Below are 21,535 nucleotides of genomic sequence, written 5' to 3'. Positions count from 1 at the left end.
GAAACGTCTGACTAGCGTCAGTCTTATTCGATGCGCCTCCAATCATTCAAGTCTAAGCGCTCTTGCTCTCACCCTGTAGTCGGGTTCACAAGAGCAGACTTGAAGTGATTTCAGCGCATCGAAACGTCTGACTAGCGTCAGTCTTATTCGATGCGCCTCCAATCATTCAAGTCTAAGCGCTCTTGCTCTCACCCTGTTTAGTCAATGACTTGTATGTTCATTTTTTTGATGGCTTCGCGGTCAACGACTTGTTTGCTTTCTTCGTCTACTCCGGAAGAGGAGACCTTGTCGAAGAGAATTTTGATCGTCTGTAATAGGATCTTGAAGTCTAGGATAATGGAATAGGTCTTGATATAGATCAAGTCAAAGTTGAGCTTACTGTTAAAGTCCGTCGCATACTTGCCATAAACTTGGGCATAACCTGTCAGGCCAGCTGGGACATTATGGCGGAGGTAATAGTGAGGGTTTTGTTCTTGGAATTGCTCAACAAAGAAGGGACGTTCGGGACGTGGCCCAACCAATGACATGTCCCCATTCAAGATATTGAATAATTGAGGCAGTTCATCGATGCGCAGGGAGCGCAGGTACTTGCCGATTCCTGTGATCCTTGCATCATTCTTGGTTGCAATCACAGGTCCCGTGCTGTCCTCCGCAGTCGCTGTCATCGTCCGGAACTTATAGATTTCAAATTCACGATTGCCCTTGGTGATCCGTGTCTGCCGGTAAAAGACGGGGCCTTTAGAGGTGAGCTTCACCAAGAGGGCCGTTACCAGCATGATCGGGGAAGCAATGATCAAAAGAACAAGAGAAACAATAATATCCAAGAGCCGCTTGATCAGGGCCTGATCTGCCGGAATCTTGAAGTCAGAGGTTTCAATAATCGACTCATCCTCAAAGTTCATGATATTAGGGTTGACCATGACTAAGTTTTCAAACTTAGAATTAAGGAAGAGCTTTTTATCTTCCGCCATCAGGAGAGAATAGAGGCGGAGTTTTTCCTCTTCTTCGATCTGTGAGGCTAGGTAAACAATATCGAATTCATCCAAGCGGGCCTTCACATTATCATAGTAGTGGTCGATCACCACATGGGTTACAATATGGCGGGTGGACTTGGATGATTTGAAATTGAAGATAGCAGGAAAGACTTCCTCTTCTTCACCAACAATCATCACTCGCTTATTGCTGGCATAGCGGCGGTACATACTAAAGACTAGAGCCCGGAAGGCATAGATCAAGAGGGTTGACACAAAAAAGTCAATCAAAATAACCGAACGTGGAAAAGCAAACCAACGCCCCACGAAACTCAAGACCATGGCAACCACAGCCAATAGGGCTTGAATAATCAGCGTAATAAAGAAGATATCCCCCTTGGACTTATTGTAGAGAACATAGATCCCGAACAATAAGTTAAAGACAATAAAGATAATTAAAATCCACGGAATCGCCCCCTGGAAAGCCTGGAAATTGCGCAAGGGAACGTAACGGCCATAGCGGATAAAGAATGAAATAAAATAAGATATCAGTAAGATCAGGGCCTCAGTTGCCCCAATAATGACCCGATACCAATTGGTCCATTCGCCGTTTCTTTGCATAATGATCCTCCTAAGAAAAAGGGACGGTTCAAACCGCCCCTCAAGCTGTTCTACTATATGGTATCTTAGCATAATTCCCATAGTTCAAGCAGCTATTTATCAAATATTTTCAAATTATTAAAGATTCAACTTAGCTAGCAGCGCCTGCTTCTGGGCTCCCGCCACTAGCTGCTCCGCCTTGGTCAGCCCCAGCATTTGAGCCAGTATTAGCTGGTGTATCATTAGGAGCTGGTGCTTCCGGTTGGCCTTCTGGTGGCGTTTGTGGCGTAGTCGCGCCCCCTTGAGAAGCGGAAGAAGAAGGTGCTGTCGATGGATTAGCTGAACCTTGATTTTCGTTCAGCGGTTTCGAAGAGACAGCGGAAGAGTCAGTACTTGGCTTCGCTTCTTCTTTCTTACCTGCATTATTGTTAGAGCTGGCATTGTTTTGTTGGTTATTTGATGCTTTGCTGTTTTCTGCTTTCTTGTCATCCTTCTTGTCGTTATTGTTGTTTTGATTTTGACGATTATTATTGTTGTTTGCGTTATTGTTATTAGAAGCTGGACGAGAGCTTGGCGGGGTCACACGTTGACTGCCCCGGTTGCCCACATTTTGACTTTGGTTGCGGTTAGATTGGGTCGCTTGTTGGCGCGCTTCATTCGCTTGTTTTTGGAGACGGTCGCTCCGTTCACGAGCTTGGTCTTGGGCCTTCTTAGCTTCTTCTTCTAACTTCTTAATTTGATCTTGTGAAGCACCAGACTTGCGGGCTTGGTCAATTTCAGCTTGGCTAATCCGTTCCGTTAAGTCTTCATCTACTTGACTGATCATGTCTAACATCTTGGCGGTCACATAAGGATTTTCTTCCTTCTCAGCTTCCTCACGCAACTTATCCAATTCTTTTTGTAAGTCTTCTTGTTTTAAAGACTTATCAGATTTCAGGTCGTTTAAGGTCTTAGTAAATTTCTCAAACTTGTCAGCTTGTTCTTCAGCTGTCTTCACAAGGTCAGCTAGCGTCCCGTAGAGCCCATCTTCCTTAGATTCCAAGGCAGCTTTATGTTGGTTTTTAACCTTATCAACATCAGCCTTCTTCAAACCGTCCTTGATAATGACCCATTTTTGTAAGGTTGCCCCATTGAGCGGCTGCTTATCCTTGGTCTTTTCAAAGAGATTGTTGGTCGCATTTTGGACATCATAGCGATTTTGGACATCTTCCAAATCACCTTGTAATTGCCCCTTAATCCCTTCTTCATCCTTCAAATTAGCTACATCTTCTTTAGCCGCTTCGATATCTTCTTGACTAATATCCTCAGCTAAGAACATCTTTGCTTCATCAAAGTAGAGATCGGCGACAGCTTTCTCTGCCCCACTCTCCTTGTGGTCTTCAATAGCGGTTTGAACAGGTTCCTGCTGCAAGGCGGCATAGACGCCCACGCCCCCAATCAAGAAGAGAGATACAGCGACAACTAGAACTCTTTGCCAATTGAACTTTTTCTTCTTATTCTTCTTCAAGTCAATCTCCTCCGTTAATATTTATCGCAATATTATATCTACACTACGATAGCATGTTTCATTTTTCAATGCAAAAGTATTCCCAATTTGTAACCAATTTTTAAAGAAGTTAACAAGTCAAGTGACTGTAAATAGCAAAAAACTGGGACAAAGCCCAGTTTTTTAGTCGGGTTCACAAGAGCAGCTTGGGAGTGCTTTCGCAAGTTGGGAACGTGCAAGCATGGCTTGCCTTTATCCCAACTTGCTCCAAGCATCCAAAGCTAAACGCTCTTGCCCTCACCCTTTCTAGTCGGGTTCGCAAAGGCAGAAAGGAAGTGACTTCAGCAAAGTGGAACGACCGGCTAAAGCCGCTCTTATCCTCTTTGCCTCCAGTCATCCCTTTCTGAACGCCTTTGCTCACACCCTTTAGTCGGGTTCAGGCTAGCAGAAATAGCTCCTCTTCACCAAAATCCGTCGAAGGCTTCCAGCCTTCTCTGGCTTCTGGCTCCAGAGGTCTATTTCTCCCGCTAGCCTTCACACCATTCTTAGTCGGGTTTGGTCACACAGAAGTGGCTCCTCTTCACAAAGACCTGCCGAAGACTTGCAGTCTTCTCCGTGTCTTTGCTCCAGAGGTCCACTTCTACCCGCGCTCCCTCTCACCCTTTAATTATATTTCGCGTTCATTTGTTTTTCGTAATGGTTGAGGAGCTTGGTTAAGGCATAGGTGATAATGAAGTAGATCACCATAGAGATAAAGAGTGGGATAATGCCTTGGTAGGTCTGGCTGGTCACCGCACGTGTTTGGAAGGTCAACTCTGCCACGCCGATAGTGGACACGATAGACGATTCCTTAATTAAGGTAACAAATTCGTTCCCCAGTGAAGGCCAGATTGAGCGCAGGGATTGTGGGAAGATAATCTTCCGGAGAGTCGTCTTGTAGTCCAAACCGAGAGACCGAGCAGCTTCGGCCTGGCCTTTAGGAACGGACTGGAGACCACCACGGATAATCTCACAAATATAGGCTCCTGAGTTGAGAGAAACAGCGATCAAACCAGCCAGCAATGGGCTAATACCGAGCAAGCCCCCAACCCCTAGGAAGATAAAGAGAACTTGGATCATCAGAGGTGTCCCCCGAACAAATTCGACATAGGCTCCTGCAATGCCAGAGAGAAATTTCAAGTTAGAAATCCGCATCACGGCAAGGAGCGAACCCAGAATCATCCCGAAGACAATCGAGAGAATGGAGATTAAGAGGGTTGTCTTAATACCGTCCCAGAAGAAAGGCCAATACTGCATCCAATCCACATTGTCGGTAGCAGCTAATTGGTCCGCAGCTTCGTCCGCCCATTGGTTAACCAAATCTTGTTCAACCACTTCATCAATAGTGTGGTTGATGGCTTCCCCTAGGCTCGGTTGGTTCTCAGGAATCACAACTGCCTTGCCGTCATTTTCTTCCCGTGGGACTTTGGCATCGACATAAGTCAACTGGTCATTGCCCTTGGTCGCAGTCCGGGCCATAATCTCATCGACTAAGACCCCATCCACTTGCTTGGTTCCTAGGGCACTGAGCAGGTCAGGAACCTGTTGCATGGTAAGGAGCTTGGCTTTAGGCATGTAGGCCTTGGCCAGGTCTTCTTGGTACGATCCCTGTTGGACCCCCACAACCGTTCCTTCTACGAAACTATCCTTATCTTTGAGTCTGTCCGTATCGTCTTTGCGGATAACAAGGGATTGGCCAGCATTCTCGTAGGGTTTGGTGAAGTCTACGGACTTATCCCGTTCCTCCGTATAAGTCATCCCTGAGATAATCATATCAATGGCACCAGTCTCTAAGGAAGACATCAGACTGGAAAATTCCATATTCACGATTTCCAGTTTAACCCCAAGATCATCAGCGATCTTTTCCGCTAGGGAAATATCGATCCCCTTCGTTTTGTTCTCGCCACCTTCACGGGTCAAGAACTCAAAGGGTGGATAGTCGGGGCTGACGCCTAGCTTAATGACGCCCCGCTTCTTAATTTCATCAAGTAATTGGTCGTTGCCTGCTACTTGCCCTGAAGTTTGCGACTGGTCTTCTGCCGCTTGGACCAAGGCCCCTGCTCCAGCCAGTAGTGGACTAAAGGCGAGGAGAAAGACCATTAGGAGCTGCAGGCTATATTTAACTAGTTTTTTCATTAAATTTTGCCGTCCTTTTTCCATTCTTTTTCAGCAAGCACCCGGGCAGTTTGTGGCAGGCCGAAGAGCTTAATGAAACCTTCCGCATCATTTTGGTTGTAGATATCATCTTCGTCAAAGGTTGCCAGTTCTTCATTATAAAGAGAGTAAGGGCTGGTAGTTCCCGCATCAATCACATTGCCCTTGTAAAGCTCTAACTTGACTTGGCCAGTGACGTGTTTTTGGGTTTCATCCACAAACTGTTGGAGGGCCTTGCGTAGAGGTGAATTCCACAAGCCATTATACACTAATTCCGCGTATTTATGGGCAAGGATCTGTTTAAACTGTAAGCTGTCGCGGTCTAAACATAATTCTTCCAATTTTTCATGGGCATGGTAGATGATGTGGCCACCTGGTGTTTCATAAACGCCCCGAGACTTCATCCCGACGAGACGGTTTTCAACAATATCGAGGATGCCAATCCCATTTGCCCCGCCGAGTTCGTTTAATTTTTCAACTAAGGCGATGGGATCCAATTTTTCACCATCCACAGCGACAGGGTTTCCTGCTTCAAAATCGATGGTCACATAGGTGCTCTCGTCTGGCGCCTGTTGAGGTGACACCCCTAATTCTAAGATATCATCTAGTTTAGGTTGCTGGCTAGGATCTTCCAAGTCCAAGCCTTCATGGGAGAGGTGCCAGAGGTTTTCATCCTTAGAGTAGTTCGTCTCACGGGTAATCGGTAGCGGAACGTTATGCGCTTCTGCATAGTCAAAAGCGTCTTCCCGGGATTGAATATCCCAGATCCGCCATGGGGCAATAATTTGAATAGTTGGATCGAATTCACGCAAGCCGAGCTCGAAACGCACTTGGTCATTCCCCTTACCGGTACAGCCATGGACGATGGTATCGCAGCCTTCTTCATGGGCGATTTCAATCATCCGCTTGGCAATTAGTGGACGGGCATAGGCGGTCCCTAAGAGATACTTGCCTTCATACTTAGCCCCAGCCCGCATGGCAGGATAGATATAATCTGTAATAAATTCTTCGCGGAGGTCTTCGACATATAATTTAGAAGCCCCACAATTGACAGCTTTCTTCTTTAAATATTCATAGTCTTCTTCTTGGCCGACATTGGCGGTCATTCCGATCACTTCAACGTCAGCCCCATAAGTTTCCTTAATCCAAGGAATAATTACGGAGGTATCCAAGCCCCCTGAATAGGCCATTAATACTTTCTTTACTTCCTTCTCTGCCATAATAAACTCCTCCTTAAATATAAAAAAAAACGCCTCTTCCCAATTGAAGAGGCGGAGTTAATAAGCATCCACGGTACCACTCTACTTGCTGGCAAAGCCAACATCTCTAGCCGATTAACGCTCGGACACGAACTAGTTTATCTTATCTAGTCGAGCTTATGCGGCGCGCTTCACAGAGTCTTCAGACAGGCCTTCCACCACCACCTGCTCGCTTTACTCAGGGACTTTGCTACTCTTCCGCATCTCTTTTATGAGAGTACTTTAATTTAACTGTTATTATATCACGGCTGAATCAAATGTCAACTGAACTTTAGGATTTTATTTTAGGACTTAGTCTGGGAGGGCTCAAGGGCCTGGCAGAGGGCTTGGGCATGTTCTTCCACCCGTTCAGGAGCTGGTCCACCCAGAACATTACGCCGGTAGACACAGGCCTTCAAGTCGATTGCATCAAAGATATCTGCTTCAAAGTCATCCGCATAGCGCTTATAATCTTCCAAGGAGAGATCCTCCAGGGTTAGGTTCTTTTCGCTACAGTATTGAAGGATATTCCCGGTGATTTGGTAGGCATCACGGAAGGGCATTCCCTTAGCAGCTAAATAATCAGCACAGTCTGTCGCATTCAAGAAACCTTGACCACAAGCGGCATACATGGCATCTACATCCACAACCGTTGCTTCCAACATGGCAGGTAGGAGACTCACCATCATCTTCATGGTATCGATAGCGTCGAAGAGGGCTTCTTTTTCTTCCTGCATATCCTTGTTATAAGCGAGAGGGAGGCCCTTCATCAGGGTAAGCACGTTAATCAAATCGCCATAGACCCGCCCCGTCTTTCCGCGCATCAATTCATGGATATCGGCATTCTTCTTCTGGGGCATAATGGATGAGCCGGTGGAGAAGGAATCTTTCAGGTGAATGAAATGGAACTCCTGACTGGCCCAAAAAATCGTCTCTTCCGCATACCGGCTGAGGTGCATGGCCAGAATCGACAGGGCACTCAGCATCTCAATACTATAGTCACGGTCAGACACTGCATCCAAACTATTGGCCGATGGGGTCAAGAAGTCCAAGAGTTCCGTCGTTAAATCGCGATTCAAGGGGAAAGAAGAGGTCGCCAAGGCACCAGCCCCCAGTGGCATGGTTAAATCAATCCGCTTACCCACATCCTGCAAACGGCCATAGTCCCGCAAAAGCATTTCCGCATAGGCCATCAAATAGTGGCCATAAGTAATGGGTTGGGCCCGCTGCAAGTGGGTATAGCCCGGCATGATGCTTTCCGTATGCTGGAGGGCCTTCTTAGCAAAGCCCAGCATGGCATCCTCCAAGAGGCCACAGAGGACTTCAATCTCATCCCGAACATAGATCTTCAAGGCGGTGGCAACCTGGTCGTTCCGACTGCGGCCGGTGTGAACCTTCTTACCTGTATCCCCTAAGCGCCGGGTCAGTTCCGCTTCAATAAAACTATGGACATCTTCTTCCTCATAGTCAATGGCTAGCTTGCCGTCACGGTAGTCTTCTCGCATCTGCCCCAATTCCTGGTAGAGCGCCTCTGCTTCCGCTTCCTCAATAATTCCTTGGGCCCCCAACATCTTTGCGTGGGCCATTGAACCCTGCAGGTCAGCATCCAACAGTCTGTCATCCACTTGAATTGATTGATTGAATTGATAAGCCGCTTCTGACATCGCGTCATGAAAGTCATTCGACCAAATTGCCATCTTTGCCACTCCATTCTTTTTAAGTCATATGTTTAATCATAAACAAAGTTCGTCCCAGGTGCAAGATTGATAGAGAAAAGCTGCTTAAAGAATCCTATTTGTCAGCAGCTACTAATGAAAAACCATTATAAAAAGGCCCCAACTTCTACTTCAGTTGGAGCCTTGGGATGGAAGGGGTTCAAGGATGCAGAAAGGGCTCCTCTTCACAAAGAGCCAGAGGTCCCTTTCTACCGCATCTTCTCACACCCTTATAGTCGGATTCGGTCTGGCAGCTTTCGTGTCACTTCACAAGCCCCCGCCGCAGTCCTTCAGACTGCTCTGGTGACTTGCTCCAGTGAACGAAAGCTAAACGCCAGCCCTCACACCCTTTATTTTTCAAAGATGGCTTTGATTTCGACGTAGTCTTCTAGGCCGTAGTAGCCTTTTTCGCGACCTAAGCCGGACATTTTGTAGCCGCCGAATGGTGCTTGATCGCTACCTGGATTATCGTTGACGAAGACGTTACCTGTCCGCAATTGGCGAGCCACTGCCTTGGCTTCTTCTTCTGGCCCAACGACAGCACCAGAGAGGCCATAAGGGGAGTCATTGGCTTGTTTGATGGCGTCTTCTGTGTCGGTATAGGTCAGCACACAGAGGACCGGGCCAAAGATTTCTTCCTGGGCGATGGTCATGTCATTGGTCACATTGACAAAGACTGTCGGATCCACATAGTAGCCTGTCCGGTCTACTTTTCCTCCGCCTACCAAGACTTCAGCACCTTCTGCCTTGCCTTTTTTGATATAGTCTTCAACGGTTTCTTTTTGCTTAGCGGAAACCATAGGGCCAACTTTAGTTGCTTCATCGGCTGGGTCACCGAGGACCACTTCTTTGTCGTAGAAGGCTTTGATAGCCGTCTTATAGTCTTCCAATTCATCTTCTGGGACAAAGAGCCGGGTCAAGGCTGCACAGGTCTGCCCTTGGTTATCGAGCACAGTATTCATTGACTTAGCCACAGCGAGTTCCTTATCGCCACCTTTGAGGGCAATGAGAGCAGACTTACCGCCGAGTTCAAGGACGAGGCGCTTGATACTACCACTCGCTTTATCGTAGAGGCCGCGGCCGACTTCGGTTGACCCGGTAAAGGAAATGATAGCCACATCCTCATGGCCAGCGAGAAGGTCTCCAGCTTCACTCCCCCGCCCGGTGATCAAGTTAACGACCCCTTTAGGTAGGCCAGCTTCTTCAATAATTTCCATGAATTTAATGGCTGTGAGGGGCGTATCTGAGGCTGGTTTGACCACGATCGTGTTCCCTGTCAAGAGGGCTGGAGTGAGCTTACGTTGGATCTGGTTCAAGGGATAATTCCATGGCGTAATGCAGGCAACCACTCCCGATCCTTCTTTAATAACAGTCGCCGTATCGTAACGTTCTTCAAAGTTGAAGCGGTCCAAGGCCTTGAGACTTCCTTCCAATTCCCCGATCGATTTGCGCACCTGGTTATCTCGGGAAAAAGCCTTGCTGGCGCCCATCTCTTCAACCACAATATCGACTAATTCTTCCTTATGCGCTTTAAGGCCTTCAAGCACCTTCTCTAAATAGCCCTTGCGTTCATCTACAGCTAAGCCATTCCAAGACGGAAAAGCAGCCTTAGCTGCAGCCACAGCGTCGTCCACATCTTCAGCATTACTAGTTGGAACTTGAGCAATCACTTCTTCACTTGTTGGATTAATGACATCGGTATATTGACCAGACTTGCTGTCTACCCATTCACCGTTAATATAGTTTTGATAGGTCTTCATCAAAAAAGCCTCCTTCAGCTTGCTGTTAAGGGTTTACACTTCCCATTATCAAGTATCCGACTAGAGAATTCAAGTCAGAGGGGTCCAAGAAGAGAGTGTGACAAAAGTCGATCAAGCCTGAACCAGTGGAGCGAACTATGGGAAATCGTTGGTAAACGATTTCCAAATAGTTCGTAGTCGGGTTCAGACTGGCAGAAATAGGTCTTCTTCACAAAGATTCGCCGAAGACCTTCAGTCTTCTCTGGATCTTTGCTCCAGAGGTCTATTTCTCCCGCCAGCCCTCACACCCTGCATGAAGTGGATGTCAGGCCAGACTTTTGGAGCATGTTTTTGAAAAAAGTTCGCTATTTAAAAAGAGGCTGGGACATCTGTCTCAGCCTCTTGAAGTCTGAATTGAAACTTAGCTTAGATAAATTTTCCTGCGAATTCAGCGAAGGCTTTACCAGCACTTGCTAAGAATTCTTTGGTATCTTCTGCTGTAATTTCACCGTTTTCACCGATGTAGTCAGCAGAGTTCCCAATGTAAAGTTCAGGTTGTTGCATAACAGGCATATCTAAGAAGACTAAAGATTGACGGAGGGTATGGTTAGCGATAGCGCCACCGATACCTGCTGGTGATTGTGAGGCAACAAGAGCTGGCTTGCCTTCCCAAACGCTTGAACCATATGGACGAGAACCTAAGTCGATCGCATTCTTCAAGCTCGCTGGAATGCTACGGTTGTGTTCAGGTGTGACGAAGATAATAGCATCTTGAGCGCGCACTTCATCACGGAAACGTGTATATTCAGCAGGTTGTTCAGCTGCTTCATCATAGTCTTGGCTATAGAGTGGAAGGTCAGCCGTTTCGATAAAGGTCACTTCAGCGTCACTTGGTAAACCTGCCACTAATCCTTTTGCAATTGCTTCAGAAAATGAATTCTTACGGATTGAACCTAAAACTACACCATATTTTGCCATAAAATAAATCTCCTTCTTTCTTTTATACTTTTGACTTAATAATTTATCTTATACTTCTATGATAATAGTTCAGTTTCGAAATTTCAAGCCAAACGACTCGAAAAGTTTTTGGTATTTGTAGTTATAAGTAAAAAACAAGAACCCCCTTCTGAGAGTTCTTGCTTCTTCTTTAATCAGCGGCTTAGTACATGCCGCCAGCCATAGCACTTGGGTCAACTGCTGGTGCTTCTGGTTCTGGTTTATCCGCAACAACACTTTCTGTTGAGAGGATAAGGCCTGCAACTGAGCCAGCATTTTGTAGGGCTGAACGCGTTACCTTAGTTGGGTCAACAATCCCAGCTTCAATCATATCTACCCATTCATTGTTTTGGGCATTGAAACCAATACCTAGGTCTTTAGAACGGAGGCGTTCCACAATAACTGAGCCTTCTAAGCCAGCATTTTCAACAATTTGGCGGAGAGGTTCTTCCAAGGCGCGTGCCACGATACGTGCACCTGTGGCAGCGTCACCTTCCAGCGCTTCTGTTGCTTTTTCAACTTTATCTTGAACGTTCATGAGAGCAGTACCCCCACCAGCAACGATACCTTCTTCAACTGCTGCACGGGTTGCATTTAAGGCATCTTCAATGCGGAGTTTACGTTCTTTTTGTTCAGATTCAGTTGCGGCACCGACTTTAACAACGGCTACCCCACCAGCTAATTTAGCTAAGCGTTCTTGGAGTTTTTCACGGTCATAGTCAGATGTGCTTTCTTCGATTTGTTTACGGATTAAGGCAATACGTTGTTCTAATTGTTCCTTATTGCCGCCACCTTCAACAACTGTGGTGTGGTCCTTGGTTACAGTAACGCTACCAGCCTTACCTAAATGGTTGATGGTTGCGTCTTTCAATTCTAAGCCGAGATCTTCAGAGATCACTTGACCACCCGTTAGGACAGCTAAGTCTTCTAGCATTTCTTTACGACGGTCGCCGAAACCTGGTGCTTTAACAGCAACCACATTCATGGTCCCGCGTAATTTGTTCAGTACTAGGGTTGGAAGAGCTTCCCCATCCACATCATCAGCAATTAAGAGCAGTGGGCTACCTTGTTGTAAGATTTGTTCAAGGAGAGGAAGGATATCTTGGATATTTGAAATCTTACGGTCTGTTAAGAGAATGTAAGGATTTTCCAAGCTGGCTTCCATTTTTTCATTGTCTGTTACCATATATTGGGAGAGGTAACCGCGGTCGAATTCCATCCCTTCAACCACGTCTAAGGTCGTATCGATAGACTTAGAGTCTTCAATGGTAATCACACCATCTTCGCCAACCTTGCCCATAGCTTCAGCAATTAACTTGCCGACTTCTTGGTCACCTGATGAGATAGCGGCAACGTTAGCAATGGCATCTTGAGATTCCACTGGAACAGAGTTTTCCTTCAAGCCTTCAACAGCTGTCCGGATTGCTTCGTCAATCCCGCGGCGAACGCCGACAGGGTTAGCACCAGCGGTCACATTCTTCAAGCCTTCACGAACAATCGCTTGGGTTAGGATTGTTGCAGTAGTGGTTCCGTCACCAGCTACATCATTGGTCTTAGAAGCTACTTCAGCGACTAATTTAGCCCCCATGTTTTCGAAGTGGTCTTCTAATTCGATATCTTTAGCAATGGTTACCCCATCATTAGTGATCAATGGTGAACCATAGCTTTGTTCGAGGACAACGTTACGTCCCTTAGGCCCCAAGGTAATCTTCACCGTATTCGCTAACTTGTCTACACCGCGCACTAAAGCTTGACGGGCATCTTCTGAAAATTTAATATCTTTTGCCATTAAAATTCATGCTCCTCTCGATACACAAGTAATGATTCAATCTTTAAATTTAATTTTTGATCTAGTCTTCAATGACAGCGACAATATCTTTCGCCTTTAAGATGAGGTATTTTTCACCAGCATATTCCACTTCATTGCCGGCATATTTTTCAAATAAGACAAGGTCATCTTTCTTAACTGGACTTGTGAAATCTTCTGTTTCATCTGCAACTGCAATAACACGTCCCACTTGGGATTTTTCTTGGGCTGCAGATGGTAGTATAATACCAGACGTTGTTTTTTCTTCTTGTTCTTCAAGCTGAACAATCACACGTTCATTTAAAGGTTTTAACATAATTCACATTCCTCCATCAGTTCCAAAAAACAATTCACTTTTTATCGTTAGCACTCACAACTTTCAAGTGCTAACTTACATTTATTATCTTAAAACATTTTATTTTAGAATGCAAGTCTTTTGTTGACTTTTTTTGACCTTTTAGCCTTTCTTTAAATTTTTCCGTCAAAATAGCTGATCTCACTTGTCTTTTAGCCATATTTTCGTTACATTACATATTACGATGCAAGATTAAAAAGGAGTGTTGCTATGTCTTTACAATCACTAGTCATGAATATTGTGCTAAAAATCATCCTGGCTGGCCTCTTCCTCTCCCTGGCTATTTCGATAGTCAGTGAAAACGGTTGGTCCTTCCTTCCCTTCATTAATATTCTCTTAGCAAGTCACGATATCTTCCAAAGTATCCAATTAATTCGAGCCTACCAGAGAATCAAAAATCTATAAACCAGATAAGTCGGCTTAAAAGCCATTAATCAAAAAGTGCCCCAAAGAGAGCTACTTGGCTCCTTTGAGGCACTTTTTTGATCGTTTTAGGCTAGAAAGTTTTTCTCCTTAGTGGTTGGTCACGTAGTAGATCAGCGTTTGTAATTCATTAGCTAAGTCAACTGTTTGGACAAAAATATCTTTAGGAACATTAAGTCGGCTGGCCGAAAAATTCAAAATGCCTTTGACGCCAGCTTCTTCAAGCTGTGGCACCACACTCTGAGCAGCCTGACCTGGTACAGCCAAGATCACGATATCGATCTGGCGCGCTTCCAATTGATCAACTAACTCGTCCATACTATAAATCGGAACCCCCTCATGAATCTTCCCCACCTTATCTGGGTCAATATCAAAAGCGGCATTAATATGAACATTGTTTGACTGCTTAAAATTATAAGAAATTAAGGCATTCCCCAAATTCCCCACACCGATCAGAGCGACCATGGTGAGCTGGTCTTGGCTCAGTAGTCGGCTGAAAAATTCAATTAAATGATCAATTTCATAACCATAGCCCCGTTTGCCTAAAGTCCCAAAATAAGAAAAATCACGTCGGATGGTGGCACTGTCCACTTTTACCGCATCAGAAATCTGTTCGGAAGAGACACGGTCCATCCCCATTGCCTTGAAATTCTTCAAGCATCGATAGTAGATTGATAAGCGTTTAGCTGTTGCCTTTGGTATCTTTTTCACTAGAATCCCCCCTGTTTGTTCAATTGTGAAAAATAGAATAGGAATATTTTACCAGGATTTCGACTTTGGAGCAAATCTAAAACTTTAATTTAAACTTAAGCCGAAGCCATAAGTGTAGCTATTTCCCGCACTATCTTGATAGGCATAAGCGCGGTCCATATACTTGTCCTTATCGTAGCCTGGTACATCATTTGGTGAGGCACAAATGCCTTCATCATTAACCGCAATCACGTCATCATTGGCAGGTAGAGTGAGAGGCAGTTTCCCCTTGGCAGGGCAGGCCCCTGTATAGACATCAATGATGGCCTGGATAAAGCTATTGAAGCTGGCAGTTAAGGCATCAGCTAAAGGCTCAATATTTTCCAAGATAAATGGCAAGTCGAGGTTAACGTTAATAATCGTATGGTCAACCGCTGCTTGGATGGCCTTCACCCGGTCGAGGTCCACGTTGGTTGCTTGGTGGATCTGTAAGTCCAGATAGCCTGAAGTGGCTTCGAAGTAAGAACCCGAGATTGGTTCTAAGAAGAGTAAGGCAATATCCGCTTCGTGGTAGTCCGTCACCAGGTCAATCTGTGGGAAGGCCTTGCGAATCTGCTCTGGTAATTCTTGGTTCAGTTCATCGGTATTACCGAAGATTCCTTGCTTGCGGCGGCTGGCCATTTCCTCTTCATTATAGACCTTGGTAAAGATTTCCGCATAAACTTTTTTGCCCGCTAACTTGTCCTCAGTCAAAGGCAAGAGCTCTTGGTCATTCTTCAAGAGAACCACCGATTCCTGGTGGGCCTGATAGGCTATCTCGCGGCTATCTTCCGTATTGGTGATAGCTTCTGCCTGGTCAGTATCTTGGTAAGGATTCTCGAATAAGCCGAGAGCAAAAAGCTCCTTCAAAGTGCCTTCCAAACGGGCATTCACTGTCTCTTCGTCGACCAAGCCCTGGGTCATGGCTTCCTCAAAGGCTTCAACCTCTGTGGTCCCAGAGACAATATTCGTCCCCGCCTTGAGCATCTTAGCTACCCGCTCCGGCTTAGTTAGGTCTTCAACACCCCAGGCACAAGCATCCAAGACCCCTGTATCTGAGTTGATATAGCCCTTAAAGCCTAGGTCATCACGCAAGAGCTCTTGGAGGAATTGGCGGTTGTAAGCAAAAGCAACATCCTCTTCAAAACCTGCTTGGAAGGGTTCTTGGGGCAGGTTGGATTTTTCCTGGCTAGGAATCGCATAGTAAGGCATGATCGAGCTTGGTTGGTGCTTAATAGCTGCCTTGAAGGGTGGTAAGTGGTAGGTCTCTAAACTATTAGGAGTTGGGTAAACATTAAACTTCCCTTCTTCATAGTGAGGGTCGAAGCCATTCTCCCGTGCACCACCACCTGGGAAGTGCTTGATGGTGAGGGCAACGCCCTGGTCATCTAAGTCCTCTCCTTGGTAGACAGGAATAATCGTTTCAGCAATTTCTGAAATCTGTTCCGGATTCTCGCCAAAGGTTCCCGAAGTCCTAAACCAGCGGGGGTCCGTCGCGGTATCTACCATATACATATAACCCTTGCGGATATTGTTGTGCCAGAATTCTTGCTTACCAATTTCAGCAAAGGCCTTGATCAAAGGCATATTGCGAGTCGCCGCCAGACCCAGGGTACCAGGAAATTGGGTAAAGCGCCCAATCGCTGATTCTGCATTAAAAGCGGCTTCGTTATTTTCGTTCTTGGAGTTAGACAAAACCACTAAGGGAATCCCTAAGCGACTTTCCTCGACCATCTCCTGCATAGTATTGACCCAGGTCACGATCTCTTCCGGCTCGGCATTCTCTCTTAAGATAATATGCCGGATTTGGAAGTCTTCCAAAAGCGTCGAAGTCGGATACTCGTGCTTAGGATGGGGATACTGGATTTCCTTATCGGCTTCATTGATGACCCCATCATGGCTGGTTGGTTCACCTTCTTCAGCTGAAATTCCCATGGGCTTGTCGATAAGTACCATCATACCGGCTTTTTCGCGGAGATTCATCCGCCCGACTAAGTCCTTAGCTCGCTCTTCTGGACTCAGTCGCCAGTCTTCATAAGGATTGACTCGACCATCTTTATTATGGTCTTTGAAGCGTAAGCCATCGACTTCAACTTCTTCTAAGTGACGGCTCACTAATTTTCTTTGTTCCATTGAATCGCTCCTTCATATTCATTTCAGTTATTTTATGCACACCATAAGTCTATTTTAAGGGATAAAGTCATTTTTGCAAAGCTTTTCACAATCTAAGCGAAATTTTGTTAGTCGTCCCTATGGCAGAATTATGCTAAACTAGGAATAGTATTTTAGAAGGAGGCTAGACAATGATTCTTTTACAAGGTTCCAATTTAGCCCGACATTTTGGGGCTGAGACCCTTTTTGAAGACATTCAAATTACAGTTCAAGATAACAGTCGCATTGGTCTAGTCGGTAGAAACGGTACCGGTAAATCGACCCTACTGAAGATCCTAGCGGGCATTGAGAGTCCAGACCAAGGTACCGTCTCCCAACGCAAGGGAACCCGGATTGCCTATATGGACCAACACTCTGCTGTCAACAGCGAACGGACAGTCTATGAAGAGATGAAGAGCGTCTTTGCAGAAGACTTGGCCTTGATTGACCAGGCTAATGAAGCAGCCATGGTCCTGGCCGATGAAGCTGTCATCCAAGACCCTAACCGCTATGAACAAGCGCTGAAGACCTATGACCAAATCCAAGAAGAAATCAACCAGCGCAATGCCTATAGCTATGATTCAGAGATCCGTATGGTCCTCCACGGCTTCCGCTTCCCCGAAGACATGTACGACCAGCCTATTTCACAGATGTCCGGTGGGCAGCGGACCCGGCTGGCCCTGGCCAAGGTGCTCCTAGAGAAGCGGGACATCCTGATCCTAGACGAACCAACCAACCACCTGGATATCGATACCCTCAACTGGTTGGAAGGCTACCTGCCCAAGTATCCCGGAGCCCTCTTGATCGTCAGCCACGACCGCTACTTCCTCGACCATGTCAGCAATGAAACTTATGAGATGACCCACCACGGCATCGAACACTATGCCGGAAATTATAGCTTCTACTTGAAGGAAAAAGCGGTCCGTCTGGAAACCCAGATGAAGGCCTATGAGAAGCAACAAAAAGAAATTCATAAGTTAGAAGACTATATTGCCCGCAACCTGGTCCGTGCCTCCACTACCAAAATGGCCCAGAGCCGACGCAAACAACTGGAACGAATGGACAAGCTGGACCGGCCCCAACAGGACGAACGCTCAGCCCGTATCCAATTCTCTACAGAAAAGTCGAGCGGTAATGTCGTTCTCACGGTCGATGACCTGGCTATCGGTTACGACGCTTGCCTGTCCTATCCGATTAATATCGATTTACGCAAACAGAAGGCCCTGGCCATTGTCGGCCCAAATGGCGTCGGCAAGTCTACCCTGCTCAAAACCATTACGGGACAAATCCCACCATTAAAGGGCGACTACCAACTTGGAACCAATGTGAGCCTAGGCTACTACGACCAAGAGCTGGGCAATCTCAACTCCAAAAAGGACGTCCTCCACGAACTCTGGGATGACCACCCTAGCATGAATGAGCAAGATATCCGGACCATATTGGGGAGCTTCCTTTTTAGCGGAAGTGATGTTGAGAAGCCCGTCCATGGCCTCAGCGGGGGCGAAAAAGCCCGCTTGGAACTAGCCAAACTCGCCTTAGACCATGACAACTTCCTGGTCCTTGACGAACCCACCAACCACTTGGATATTGACTCCAAAGAAGTCCTAGAGAATGCCCTGATCGATTATGATGGCACCCTGCTTTTTGTCAGCCACGACCGCTACTTCATCAACCGCCTAGCTACCGAAGTGCTCGAAATCTCAGCAGAAGGCAGCAGGCTCTACTTGGGCGACTATGACTACTACCTCGCCAAAAAGGCCGAAGAAGAAGCCCGGCAAGCCGCCCAAGACACTGGTCAAGACCCAGCCCAAAAAGTCGAAGAGAAGTCTTCAGGCAAGCTCAGCTACGAAGAAAATAAACAAAAACAACGCGAGCAACGCCGCCAACAGCGTCTCGTCGACCAATGCGAAGAAGAAATCACCCAAATCGAAGAACAAATCCAAGCCATCGAGCAGGAAATGGCCAAACCCGAAGTCTACCAAGACAACGCCCAAATCCTCGAGCTCAACGCCCAACTCGAACCCCTCAAGGCCCAGCACCAAGAACTTATGGGCCAATGGGAAGACTTGCTCAGTCAATTGTAGGCAAATGAGACTTGAGCCTAAAGAGACAAGCTAGCAAACAGGGAACCAGAAAGCAAGTAGGCCCTTTGATTACACTATTAACAAGATACAAAATAAAACCACTCTCTTCACTCGGCTAAGAGTAAAGAGAGTGGTTTTTAGTTCTATTTTTTTAAGAATCGCCAATATCCAAGCCTGGCACAGCATCCAAGCTCAAATCAGCGAAGGCAGCTTTTTGGTAGAGGCTATAGGCTGCCGCACCAATCATGGCTGCATTATCGCCACAATATTTGAGGGGCGGGAAGTAAAGGGTCACTTCTGGATGGCGATCAGCTAGAGCCGCTTGGAGCTCGCGGCGCAAGCCACTGTTAGCCGCCACCCCACCAGCCACTAAGAGCTGCTTAACAGGATATTCATCCAGGGCCCGGCAGGTTTTTTCAACGAGAACCTCAACTGCAGCCGCTTGGAAGGAAGCCGCCACATCTTCTTTAACAAGCTTTTCCCCGCGTTGGTCAGCATTGTGAAGGTGGTTAATAACGGCCGATTTCAGCCCACTAAAGCTGAAATCAAAATTATCTTCATCGAGCATGGGACGGGGATAGGCATAAGTATCGCGGCCTTCCTGGGCCAATTCATCCATCCGCTTGCCACCCGGATAAGGCAGGTCAAGCAAGCGCCCCACCTTATCATAAGCCTCCCCGACTGCATCATCACGGGTATCTCCAAACTTCTCAAAGACACCATCTTCTGGCATATAAACCAATTCCGTATGCCCACCACTCACCACCAAGGCAAGCAGGGGAAAGTCCATGGCTTGGACCAGTTGATTGGCGTAGATATGGCCCGCAATATGGTTGACACCAATCAAGGGCTTGTCATGGGCAAAAGCTAGGGCCTTGGCTGCGGTAATCCCAATTAAGAGAGAGCCCACCAAACCCGGTCCCTTGGTCACCGCAATCCCGTCAATTTCCTCCCAAGTCAAAGCAGCTTCTTCAAAGGCTAGGTCAACAATTTGTGTAATTTGTTCCACATGGTGGCGGCTGGCAATTTCAGGAACCACCCCACCAAAGCGCATGTGACTTTTGACCTGGGTGGCTACGATATTAGCCAGACAGTCCTTGCCGTCACGAATAATAGCAGCCCCAGTCTCATCACAACTCGATTCAATCGCTAATAGGGTTACTGACATCTTCTCACCTTTTCTATCTTTAGACTAATAAACAATAAATCCAGGCATCTTCCCCATCCTGGTAATAGTTGGAACGGACTGCTAGCCGGTCGAAGCCCAGTTTCTGGTAGAGGGCCTGGGCTGAGCGATTGCTTGCGCGCACCTCTAAAAACATACGATCCAACCCTAGGGCCTTCAATTGGCTGATTGCTTCTCTTAGGAGGGTCTCTCCCAAGCCTTTCCGCTGAAAGTCAGGCAAAACCGCTAGATTCAGCAGTTCAGCTTCACCCGCTAAGAACTGAAACTGAGCCAAGGCAAGTAAAGTTTCTTCTTCATAATAGGCAAAAACCTGGGCATGGGGGCGACTGAGAAAGCGGTCGAGGGCTTCAACGGTCCAAGTCGGCGGCTGGGGATAAGCAGCTTCCAAAACCATCCAAAGCTCTTGTCCCACCCCTGCCTCTAGTCGTTTAATCATGTTTGGAGTCAGCCTCCTCAAAGCACCAGACCAGCAAGTCGGCGTGTTCACGGTTATCGTGATAATAAAAGTGCCGAGTCTTCAAGCGTTGAAAGCCCCGCGCCCGGTAAAAAGCTTGGGCCTGCCTATTGGATTGGCGGACCTCCAATTGAATTTCTTGGAGGCCAACTTGTTGGGCCAAATGCTTCGCTTCTTCCAATAAGTAGCTACCTAAACCTTGGCCCTGGCAACTAGGGGCCACCATGAAATTAGACACATGGAGATGGTCAGACTCTTCCCGGCAAGCAATAAAAGCCAAGAGAATACCATGGGAAAAGGCCTGGAGATAAAAAGTATCCGGCCGCCCCACCATGTCCCGGTAGAAATCCTTCATCCCCCACATGACCTTGCCATAAGCTAATTTTTCCAAGTCAACCATCTGCTTCAAGGCCGTCTGGTCGGATAGACGCAGGCTGAAAGCTAAACCAGAAGCCAGAACCAGCTCTTCTTGCCGGACTTCAATACGGTCCAACAAGTCGGCTTGGGGCGCCCTAAATAAGTGGCCTAGCCAGCTAAAGTATTGGTTAATCTGCTCTTTCAACATAATTTTCCCCATCATGACCGGGGTTTTTCTCCCGCCAGTTTTCTTCTGCTTCAGCCAATTTGGCATAATCGGGCAGGAAGGTATCCACATCTTCTAAAGTCAGAGGCAGTTGGGCCATCTTGTGAGCATAGATCAACCGATCTTCCGGCGCTGCTAAGTGACAATGGTCGTGCCGGAATAAAATAGGCGCCAAGTCCTCCTCATAGCTAGCCAGGTCCGGGCTGATAAAGTAAACCTGGTCATAGTCATCTAAGCGGTCTTCCCAAGCAGCCAGCCAGTCAGAAAAAGCACCGTGTTTAACTTCTTCGAGAGCTGTCCAAGCCTGTCCATCCTTCAAGTAAGCCGCCGCAAAAACCGTCTGCCGGCGGGCATCGAAGAAGGGCAAGACCAAAGCTTTTTGGGCTCGAACATTGGCAGCCAGGGCAAGAAGGCTAGGCACGGAATATAGGGGAATCCCCAAGGTGGAAGCCAGGACCTTGGCTGCTGTGACCCCGATCCGAAGTCCTGTATAGGAGCCAGGTCCCTTGGAAATAATAATTCCTTCCAAGTCCTCAGGTCGCCAAGCTACTGTCTCCATCATGGTCTGGATCAGGGGCAGGAGCTGGGTCGAATGTTTGATTTTGGTATTGGTGGTTATCTCGCTGATCAGGGTCTGGTCCTCAAGCAGGGCCAGGCTCAGGGATAGCGTCGCACTATCAATCGCTAAAAAACGCATCTTAGCACCCTCTCTAATTTGACTATTCACAGCTCTTATTGTAGCAAATATCCGGCCCCTGAACAATGTGCAGAGACGCTCTTAGGAAAAGCTGGTTTGAACTTTAGAGCAATCCTCTATTGGTAAAA

The 21,535-nt window shown here is 46.9% G+C and carries 17 protein-coding genes; 2 read left to right on the top strand and 15 right to left on the bottom strand.

Annotated elements, in window-relative coordinates; genetic code table 11:
* Positions 1-197: 197 nt before the first annotated feature.
* The 9 genes from QP339_RS03780 to QP339_RS03740 form a co-directional block, all read right to left on the bottom strand.
* Positions 198-1,592 carry a sugar transferase gene (locus QP339_RS03780; protein WP_070617188.1) on the bottom strand — a complete coding sequence of 465 codons (1,395 nt, stop codon included), beginning with the start codon at positions 1,590-1,592 and terminating at the stop codon, positions 198-200.
* 130 nt (positions 1,593-1,722) lie between these two features.
* Complete coding sequence (locus tag QP339_RS03775; RefSeq protein WP_284910485.1) at positions 1,723-3,078, bottom strand: hypothetical protein; 1,356 nt, start codon at positions 3,076-3,078, stop codon at positions 1,723-1,725.
* A gap of 642 nt (positions 3,079-3,720) precedes the next feature.
* Positions 3,721-5,232 carry an ABC transporter substrate-binding protein/permease gene (locus QP339_RS03770; RefSeq protein WP_284910484.1) on the bottom strand — a complete coding sequence of 504 codons (1,512 nt, stop codon included), beginning with the start codon at positions 5,230-5,232 and terminating at the stop codon, positions 3,721-3,723.
* Complete coding sequence (locus tag QP339_RS03765) at positions 5,232-6,470, bottom strand: argininosuccinate synthase (RefSeq protein WP_284910483.1); 1,239 nt, start codon at positions 6,468-6,470, stop codon at positions 5,232-5,234. The genes QP339_RS03770 and QP339_RS03765 overlap by 1 nt, the downstream gene beginning before the upstream one ends.
* A gap of 323 nt (positions 6,471-6,793) precedes the next feature.
* The gene (gene argH, locus QP339_RS03760; RefSeq protein ID WP_284910482.1) at positions 6,794-8,185 is read right to left on the bottom strand and encodes an argininosuccinate lyase; all 1,392 of its coding nucleotides are present in this window, start codon (positions 8,183-8,185) and stop codon (positions 6,794-6,796) included.
* 368 nt (positions 8,186-8,553) lie between these two features.
* Positions 8,554-9,963, bottom strand: a complete 1,410-nt coding sequence (locus QP339_RS03755) for an aldehyde dehydrogenase family protein (RefSeq protein ID WP_070617197.1) — start codon at positions 9,961-9,963, stop codon at positions 8,554-8,556.
* Positions 9,964-10,368: 405 nt separating this feature from the next.
* A complete protein-coding gene (locus tag QP339_RS03750) occupies positions 10,369-10,920 on the bottom strand; it encodes an NADPH-dependent FMN reductase (protein WP_067974474.1) in 552 nt (183 codons plus the stop codon).
* A gap of 181 nt (positions 10,921-11,101) precedes the next feature.
* Complete coding sequence (gene groL / locus QP339_RS03745; RefSeq protein ID WP_284910481.1) at positions 11,102-12,727, bottom strand: chaperonin GroEL; 1,626 nt, start codon at positions 12,725-12,727, stop codon at positions 11,102-11,104.
* A gap of 61 nt (positions 12,728-12,788) precedes the next feature.
* Positions 12,789-13,061 (bottom strand): co-chaperone GroES, encoded by a 273-nt coding sequence (locus QP339_RS03740; RefSeq protein WP_067974468.1) that lies wholly within the window; start codon positions 13,059-13,061, stop codon positions 12,789-12,791.
* Between the two features lie 249 nt (positions 13,062-13,310).
* On the opposite strand from QP339_RS03740, the gene QP339_RS03735 reads away from it, so the two are divergent.
* Positions 13,311-13,505, top strand: a complete 195-nt coding sequence (locus QP339_RS03735; protein ID WP_284910480.1) for a hypothetical protein — start codon at positions 13,311-13,313, stop codon at positions 13,503-13,505.
* A 108-nt stretch (positions 13,506-13,613) separates the two neighbouring features.
* On the opposite strand, the gene QP339_RS03730 is transcribed toward QP339_RS03735, so the two are convergent.
* Both QP339_RS03730 and QP339_RS03725 read right to left on the bottom strand, forming a co-directional pair.
* A complete protein-coding gene (locus QP339_RS03730) occupies positions 13,614-14,240 on the bottom strand; it encodes a redox-sensing transcriptional repressor Rex (RefSeq protein ID WP_141744570.1) in 627 nt (208 codons plus the stop codon).
* A gap of 78 nt (positions 14,241-14,318) precedes the next feature.
* A complete protein-coding gene (locus tag QP339_RS03725) occupies positions 14,319-16,385 on the bottom strand; it encodes a glycoside hydrolase family 3 protein (protein WP_284910479.1) in 2,067 nt (688 codons plus the stop codon).
* A gap of 170 nt (positions 16,386-16,555) precedes the next feature.
* Between QP339_RS03725 and QP339_RS03720 the strand changes: the two genes are divergently transcribed.
* A complete protein-coding gene (locus QP339_RS03720) occupies positions 16,556-18,487 on the top strand; it encodes an ABC-F family ATP-binding cassette domain-containing protein (RefSeq protein ID WP_284910478.1) in 1,932 nt (643 codons plus the stop codon).
* A gap of 151 nt (positions 18,488-18,638) precedes the next feature.
* On the opposite strand, the gene tsaD is transcribed toward QP339_RS03720, so the two are convergent.
* Genes tsaD through tsaB form a run of 4 tightly spaced genes read right to left on the bottom strand, consistent with a single transcriptional unit; the run spans position 18,639 to position 21,407 of the window.
* Positions 18,639-19,655: a tRNA (adenosine(37)-N6)-threonylcarbamoyltransferase complex transferase subunit TsaD gene (gene tsaD / locus QP339_RS03715; RefSeq protein ID WP_284910477.1), complete on the bottom strand. Its 1,017-nt coding sequence runs from the start codon at positions 19,653-19,655 to the stop codon at positions 18,639-18,641.
* A gap of 19 nt (positions 19,656-19,674) precedes the next feature.
* Entirely contained in the window at positions 19,675-20,109 is a 435-nt protein-coding gene (gene rimI, locus QP339_RS03710) for a ribosomal protein S18-alanine N-acetyltransferase (RefSeq protein ID WP_284910476.1), read from the bottom strand.
* Complete coding sequence (gene rimI, locus QP339_RS03705) at positions 20,102-20,692, bottom strand: ribosomal protein S18-alanine N-acetyltransferase (protein WP_284910475.1); 591 nt, start codon at positions 20,690-20,692, stop codon at positions 20,102-20,104. The genes rimI (QP339_RS03710) and rimI (QP339_RS03705) overlap by 8 nt, the downstream gene beginning before the upstream one ends.
* A complete protein-coding gene (tsaB, locus tag QP339_RS03700) occupies positions 20,673-21,407 on the bottom strand; it encodes a tRNA (adenosine(37)-N6)-threonylcarbamoyltransferase complex dimerization subunit type 1 TsaB (RefSeq protein ID WP_284910474.1) in 735 nt (244 codons plus the stop codon). Before tsaB ends, rimI (QP339_RS03705) begins: the two co-directional genes overlap by 20 nt.
* Positions 21,408-21,535: the final 128 nt, after the last annotated feature.

This window comes from Aerococcus sp. UMB7834, assembly GCF_030215145.1.
In the GTDB taxonomy this organism is placed as follows: Bacteria; Bacillota; Bacilli; order Lactobacillales; family Aerococcaceae; genus Aerococcus.
Note: the sequence above shows the minus strand (reverse complement) of the source record. Positions and strands in the feature narration are given on the sequence as shown.